Genomic DNA, 1512 nt, shown 5'->3' with positions numbered 1-1512 from the left:
CCACATCAAGGTCGGCAACGCATTGCTCGGAACCACGCCGGCACTACTTCACCCCGGGATCCCGGACTCCGCCTACGTGGCCCTCACCGGCGACGACAAGAGGACCGTCAGCGCGTGGAGGAAGCTGAACAGCGAGCAGCGCAGCAGTGGTGGCGATCTCTTCACGACCGCTGGAATCCCCGTCAGCAACGCCGAGCAGCGCACCGCCGCCGAACAGGTCGCGGCCCGGGTCGTCGCGGCGCACACACTGGCTGACATCAGTTGGGCGGCTCAGCGATACGAAACCGCGCGCGCCGACGAACACACAGTGCGTGCCTTGCGTGTCGCCGACGCCTGGTGTGCTGCATTCCTTGGAAGCAAGTCCTCCGACGCTGAGCCGATCACTCACGCCACTCTTGTGGAGATCGAAGATGGCACGGCGCCACAGCACGTCCTTGACTCTGTGGCCGCGATCGCCGCGCGACACCGCCTCTTCCATTGGCATCTGGAGTTCCCCGAGATCTTCCACGTGCCCGAGGAAGGGCCCGCGAACACCGCCACTGGGTGGACCGGCGGCTTTTCGGCGGTGCTTGGCAATCCCCCTTGGGAGACCCTGCAGATGAGCGAAAAGGAGTTCTTTGCTTCCCGCGAGCCGGCGATCTCTGAGGCGAAGAACGCAGCGGAACGCAAGCGCATGATCAAAGCCCTCGAATCCAGCAATCCCGCTCTATCTGGGGAGTTCGCGGTCGAGTCCCGCCGCGGCGGGGCCGAGGTACATCTCATCCGCAACAGCGGCCGCTTCCCCCTTTGTGCAACCGGGAAGATCAACACCTACAGCATCTTTGCGGAGCACTTCCGCAGTGCCCTCGCCGCGGAAGGGCGCTGCGGCATTCTTACGCCGACGGGGCTCGCCACTGACGCCACAACCTCGGCGTTCTTCGGGGATACGTTGCGCACCCAACGGCTCGCGGCGTTCTACGACTTCGAGAACGAGTCGAAGATCTTTGACGCCGTGCATCACGCGTTTCGTTTCGCCGTCTCGTCCATCACGGGAGGACGAACTGTCGAGAATGTGAGCCTTAGCTTCCTCAACCGTCATGTGAAAGATGCGGTCGCTCGACGGTTCACCCTTCAGAGCAGCGAGATCCTAGAACTGAATCCGAATACGGGCACTCTGCCCTTATTCCGCACGCGGCGCGACGCAGAAATAACGCTCGCCTGCTACCGCCGACACCCAGTGCTCCTCAGAGACGGCGTGGCTGACGGGAATCCATGGGGCCTCCGGTTCTCGCAAGGCCTCTTCAACATGGCCAGCGATGCCAGCCAGTTCCGCACAGAAGAACACCTAGAGGCACTGGGCGCCGCCTTCGATGGATGGTGCTGGCAGAAGGGCGCGGACCGGTGGTTGCCCCTATACGAAGGCAAGATGCTTAGCCACTACGACCACAGGTACTCCACTTATGCCAACGCCACTTCAGCGCAGTTGCGCATGCAAACGCTCCCGCGTACCAGCGACGACGAACACGATGATCC

Annotated in this window: 1 pseudogene; it reads left to right on the top strand. The window is 62.9% G+C overall.

Features of this window, described 5'->3' with window-relative positions:
- Positions 1 to 1512: pseudogene (locus Q1K29_RS18390) on the top strand (restriction endonuclease); the annotation flags it as partial.

Origin of the sequence: Henriciella sp., from assembly GCF_029937755.1 — a bacterium.
Lineage (GTDB): Bacteria > Pseudomonadota > Alphaproteobacteria > Caulobacterales > Hyphomonadaceae > Henriciella.
This window is presented reverse-complemented; position numbering and strand designations above follow the sequence as displayed.